The following is a 4,925-nucleotide window of genomic DNA, read 5'->3' as shown; positions in this document are numbered from 1 at the left end:
CACCGGGACGGGCCGCGGCGCGGGCTGCGGCCGCAGCAGGTCGGCGAGCGCGACGAACCCGTCGGCCTGCGGCGCCTGCCCGGCGCGGAAGCCGAAGCCGAGAGCGAAGGCCTGGCTCAGGCCGGCGTCGCGCGCGATGCCGAACGCGTCGAGCGCGGTCAGGAACGCCTCGCGGAACAGGCTCGGCCGGCACCAGCTCTTCTCGGCCATCTGCAGCGGCCAGTCCCACAGGCCCTCGGCGCGGCGGGCGGCGAGCACGTCGCGACCGATGAAGTAGCCGGTCGTGCGGTGTTCCAGGCCCTCGCCCGACAGGGTCCAGTCGGCGTTGCGGAACAGGACGGCCTTTGCGCAAGAGGCGATAGTTGCGTCGATCATCGGGATCCTCGCCACCTTCGCGGAAGAGGCGCGACGATCGCGCGCCTGTTCCACGTGGAACATACGAGGAACAGTGATCCGCAACGGAACGGGCGTCAAGCGCGATGTTCTCGATGCGTTCATATTTTCCCGGCGCGACGGCGCTCCGGGTCAGCGTGCCTGGAACAGCGGGTGCTCGACGCGGTCGCCGGCCTTGATCCCGAGCTTGGCGGCGATGCCGGCATTCAGCTCCAGCACCGAGAGCACCGGCTCCGGCGATGCGATGATGGCGGTCGACAGCGGCTCGGTGTCGGCAGCGACCCGGGCGATGGTGCCGTCGGCGCGGATGAACAGCATGTCGAGCGGCAGGTAGGTGTTCTTCATCCACATCGCGACCGGCTCGGACCGCTCGAAGTCGAACAGCATGCCGTGGTTCGGCGCCATCGTGCGGCGGAACATCAGCCCGCGGGTGCGGCCGGCATCGTCGCGCATCACCTCGACGTCGAAACGGTGGGTGCCGTCCTTGGAGCGGATGCTCAGCGGCTCGGTCTGGCTCCTGGCCTGTCGCGCCTCCTGGGCCGAGGCGGGAGCGAGCGCCGACGGAAGGGCGGCCATGCCGAGGAGGCCGAGGGCCAGGCCGCCGGCGAGCAGGTTTCGGACGCGAGACAAGCGCAACACCATCAATGCGAGGACGGAACGGCTCCGTCGGGCAGCCGGACCTCGGCGGCCATCACGCCCTTGGAGCCGTCGCCGTATCGCACGAGCACCGTCTCGCCGGGCTTCAATTCGGCGATACCGTAGCGTCGCAGGGTTTCCATGTGCACGAAGATGTCCGGCGTGCCGTCGCCCCGCGTCAGGAAGCCGAAGCCGCGCAGGCGGTTGAACCACTTCACCACGGCGGTCTCGAGCCCGCTCGTCGGCGTCACGCTGACATGGGTGCGCGGCAGCGGCAGCTCGGACGGGTGCGTGGCGGAGGATTGGTCGAGCGACAGGACCCGGAAGGCCTGCCAGCCGCGGGCGCGCTCGGTCGCCTCGACCACGATGCGGGCGCCCTCGCTGGCGTTCTGGTGGCCGTCGCGGCGCAGGCAGGTCACGTGGAGCAGCACGTCGGGCATGCCGTCGTCGGGGACGATGAAGCCGAACCCCTTGGCGACGTCGAACCACTTGATCCGGCCCGACACCTCGACGAGGTCGAGCGGCTCCTCGACGTCGGCCTGCGATGATGCGCCGATGCCCGCGCCGTCCGTTGCCCGTGAGCTCGCCGGCCCTGATCCGAACCCGTCAGACATGTCGATAAGCAACCTACACCGAATCGCGACGCGCGTTTCCCGGCCAGGATTAACGAAGTCTTGAAGCGGCGAAAGCCTCTTTGCCCGGCAGGCCTGGACGGTCCGACGGCAATGGCCGGCCCGATCGGCACGCTCCGCAGCGATCCGTGCCGGTTCGGCGAGCATCGAGCAGGCCCAAGTCCGTGTCCGGACTCACGCTTTTGCGCCGGCCGACCCCATCGGAACGCTCCCGGCGCAAACAACCGAGTTCGGTCACTTTCTCGTGACTGTTGCTGCGGCGCAGCAGGTGGCGGGAGCACCGTCGACGCGCCGTCCGCCGCACGAATCTTCGGAGCCGCCCATGGCCGCGCGCGGCGAATGGTGCTTAGGGGGCCGGCCATGCCACCCGATCCCACATTCGCCCCGACGAACGCGCCGGAAGCGCCTGCCGTCGCGTCCCGCCGGATCCCGGCGATCGATGCGGGGCGTGCCGCCGCGCTCGCCGCGATGGCCGCTTATCACCTGACCTGGGACCTCGGGTACCTCCGCCTCACGCCCGAGAACGTCGCGCTGTCGCCCGCGGGGCGGGTCGCGGCGCACGTCATCGCCGGAACGTTCCTCGTTTTGGTCGGGGTCGGTCTGGTGCTGATGAACGGCCGCGGCGTTCGGCTGCGGCCGACCGCCCTGCGGCTGCTGCGGGTCGGCGGGGCGGCGGCGCTGATCACCCTGGCGACGTTCTACGCCTTCCCGGACAGCTTCATCTTCTTCGGCATCCTGCACTGCATCGCGGTGTCGAGCGTGCTGGCGCTGCCGTTCCTGTTCGTGCCGGCGGTGGTGACGGCGCTGGCCGGCGCCCTGGTCGTGGCGCTGCCGCACCTCGTGGCGCATCCGCTGCTCGATGCGCCTGCGCTGTTCTTCCTCGGCCTCGGCCGGCTGACGCCGCAGACCAACGACTACGTGCCGCTGTTCCCGTGGTTCGGGATCGTGCTGCTCGGGGTCGCCCTCGGCCGGATCGCCCTGCCCTGGTTCGCGCGCTCGCGGGCGGGTCTCTGGCAGCCGCGGAGCCGAGGCGCACGGGCTGCGACCTTCGCCGGTCGCCACAGCCTGGCGATCTACCTCGTGCACCAGCCGCTCCTGCTCGGGGCGCTGACGGGCCTGGTCGCGCTGACCGGGCCGCATCCGCGCGCCAGGCTGGCGAAGTTCCGGGCGGACTACGTCGAGACCTGCACCCGCACCGGGGGCGAGCCGGGCTCGTGCCGGATCGCGGCGCGCTGCACCGCCGACGCCCTGCGCAGGGAGGGCCTGTGGTCGGTGGAGGGCCGCGGCTTCACCGTGCCGGAGCGCATGCGGGCGCAGGGTCTGTCGCAGCGCTGCTACGAGGCCTCCGAGGGCACGGCGCCGCCGCCGTAGCCCCCCGTTCCGGGATGCCTCAGTCCTTGGCGCGCTCGACGTAGGCGCCGTCGGCGGTCATCACCACGATGCGGGTGCCGGCGGCGATGTGCGGCGGTACGGTGGTGCGGACGCCGTTCGACAGGGTGGCCGGCTTGTAGGAGGACGAGGCGGTCTGCCCCTTCATCGCCGGCTCGGTCTCGGCGACCTCGAGCACGACGCGCTGCGGCAGCTCGATCGTCAGCGCCACGCCGTTGTGCTGCGAGACCATCACCGCCATGCCCTCCTGCAGGTAGGGGGCGGCGTCGCCGACCACGTCGGCCGGCACCTGGATCTGCTCGTAGCTCTCCGGGTTCATGAAGTGGAACCCCTCCGAGTCGCTGTAGAGGAAGGTGTGCTCCTTGTCCTCGACGAAGGCGCGCTCGACCTGCTCGGTGGTGCGGTAGCGCTCCGACACCTTCACCCCGTCGGTGATGCGGCGCATGTCGAGCTGCGTCACGGGGGTGCCCTTGCCGGGATGGATGTTCTCCGCGAACAGGATGACGTAGAGCTTGCCGTCCTTATCGACGACGTTGCCCTTGCGGAGGGTAGAAGCGATCACCTTCACGGGGTCAGGTCCTGCGTTGACAAGGCGGGGTTCGCGCGCCTAGCGCGGTGCCCCGCGGGAGAGGCATATCCCTCGAGAGCGATATCGGGCTCCGGCACTATCCTATCCGCGGCCCGGTTGCCAGCCGCGCCAGTATCGGTCCGCCGGGAGCGCGCGTGTTCGAAGCCGGAAACGTCCGATCCGCCGATCGCAGGGCAGCCCGGTGACGGCGGCCCCCTCCCCGTGGTGGGCGCCGCACCGGCACGCCGACCGGCGCCCGCTGCTGATCCTGCGCAACCGCATCGCCCATGCGCTCCGCGGCCACTTCGCGGCCCGCGACTTCGTCGAGGTCGAGGCCGCCTGCCTCCAGGTCTCGCCCGGCAACGAGGCGCATCTCTCCGCCTTCGCCACCGAGGCGATCGGCGGCGACGGGCTTCGCGCGCCGCTCTACCTCCACACCTCGCCGGAATTCGCCTGCAAGAAGCTGCTGGCGGCCGGCGAATCGCGGCTGTTCAGCCTCGGCCACGTCTTCCGCAACCGCGAGCGCGGGTTGCTGCATCATCCCGAATTCACGATGCTGGAATGGTATCGCGCCGGCGAGCCCTACGCCGTGCTGATGGCCGATTGCGCCGACCTGCTACGGCTCGCCGCCGAGACGGCGGCGACGGCGCGGCTGCGCCATCGCGATCGGACCTGCGATCCCTTCGCCGATCCGGAGCGGCTGACGCTGGCCGACGCCTTCGACCGGCATGCCGGCATCGACCTCCTCGCCACCCTGTCGCGGGACGGCGCCACCGACCGCGACGGGCTCGCCGCTGCGGTTGCGCAGGCGGGCCTGCGGGTGGCCGCCGACGACACCTGGGCCGACCTGTTCAGCCGCGTGCTGGTGGCGCGGATCGAGCCGCATCTCGGGCACGGGCGGCCGACGATCCTGTGCGAGTACCCGGTGAGCGAGGCGGCGCTCGCCCGCCCGAGCGCGGACGACCCGCGGGTGTCGGAGCGGTTCGAGCTCTATGCCTGCGGCGTCGAGCTCGCCAACGCCTTCGGCGAGCTGACCGACGCCGCCGAGCAGGGCCGGCGCTTCGCCTGCGAGATGGCGGAGAAGCATCGCGTCTACGGCGAGACCTATCCGATCGACGACGACTTCCTCGACGCCTTGGCGGTGATGCCGGAGGCGTCGGGCTGCGCGCTCGGCTTCGACCGGCTGGTGATGCTCGCGACCGGCGCGCCGCATATCGAGGACGTGATCTGGACCCCCGTCGCGGGCGGAACGCGATGAACCGCCCGCTGCGCAGCCCGGACGAGCTCGCCGCCGCGGGCCTCGTGGC

General features: G+C 71.3%; 6 protein-coding genes. 2 read left to right on the top strand and 4 right to left on the bottom strand.

Translation table 11 applies throughout. The annotated features are described in order from the left end of the window. The 3 genes from FV223_RS19960 to FV223_RS19950 form a co-directional block, all read right to left on the bottom strand. A partial coding sequence (locus tag FV223_RS19960; RefSeq protein ID WP_147728638.1) for a hypothetical protein occupies positions 1-375 on the bottom strand: 375 nt, incomplete at its 3' end. Positions 376-525: 150 nt separating this feature from the next. Next, on the bottom strand, positions 526-969 hold the full coding sequence (locus FV223_RS19955) for a DUF192 domain-containing protein (RefSeq protein WP_147728639.1): 444 nt from the start codon (positions 967-969) through the stop codon (positions 526-528). Between the two features lie 65 nt (positions 970-1,034). Next, positions 1,035-1,643, bottom strand: coding sequence for a cold-shock protein (locus FV223_RS19950; protein WP_147728637.1), 609 nt, complete (start codon positions 1,641-1,643; stop codon positions 1,035-1,037). Between the two features lie 378 nt (positions 1,644-2,021). Here FV223_RS19950 and FV223_RS19945 point away from each other — a divergent pair, with 378 nt between their 5' ends. After that, a complete protein-coding gene (locus tag FV223_RS19945) occupies positions 2,022-3,032 on the top strand; it encodes a heparan-alpha-glucosaminide N-acetyltransferase (RefSeq protein ID WP_147728636.1) in 1,011 nt (336 codons plus the stop codon). A gap of 19 nt (positions 3,033-3,051) precedes the next feature. Here the strand turns inward: FV223_RS19945 and efp are convergent, their stop codons facing one another. Beyond that, positions 3,052-3,618 (bottom strand): elongation factor P, encoded by a 567-nt coding sequence (efp, locus tag FV223_RS19940; protein WP_147728635.1) that lies wholly within the window; start codon positions 3,616-3,618, stop codon positions 3,052-3,054. A 202-nt stretch (positions 3,619-3,820) separates the two neighbouring features. On the opposite strand from efp, the gene epmA reads away from it, so the two are divergent. Further along, positions 3,821-4,876 carry an EF-P lysine aminoacylase EpmA gene (epmA, locus tag FV223_RS19935; protein ID WP_147728634.1) on the top strand — a complete coding sequence of 352 codons (1,056 nt, stop codon included), beginning with the start codon at positions 3,821-3,823 and terminating at the stop codon, positions 4,874-4,876. The last annotated feature ends 49 nt before the right edge of the window (positions 4,877-4,925 follow it).

It is taken from the genome of Methylobacterium sp. WL116 (assembly GCF_008039455.1).
Taxonomy (GTDB): Bacteria; Pseudomonadota; Alphaproteobacteria; order Rhizobiales; family Beijerinckiaceae; genus Methylobacterium.
Note: the sequence above shows the minus strand (reverse complement) of the source record. Positions and strands in the feature narration are given on the sequence as shown.

Coding starts and splice junctions, on each gene's coding strand:
- FV223_RS19955 (WP_147728639.1), bottom strand. CDS start 969: ATGGCCGCCCTTCCGTCGGCGCTCGCTCCCGCCTCGGCCCAGGAGGCG.
- FV223_RS19950 (WP_147728637.1), bottom strand. CDS start 1,643: ATGTCTGACGGGTTCGGATCAGGGCCGGCGAGCTCACGGGCAACGGAC.
- FV223_RS19945 (WP_147728636.1), top strand. CDS start 2,022: ATGCCACCCGATCCCACATTCGCCCCGACGAACGCGCCGGAAGCGCCT.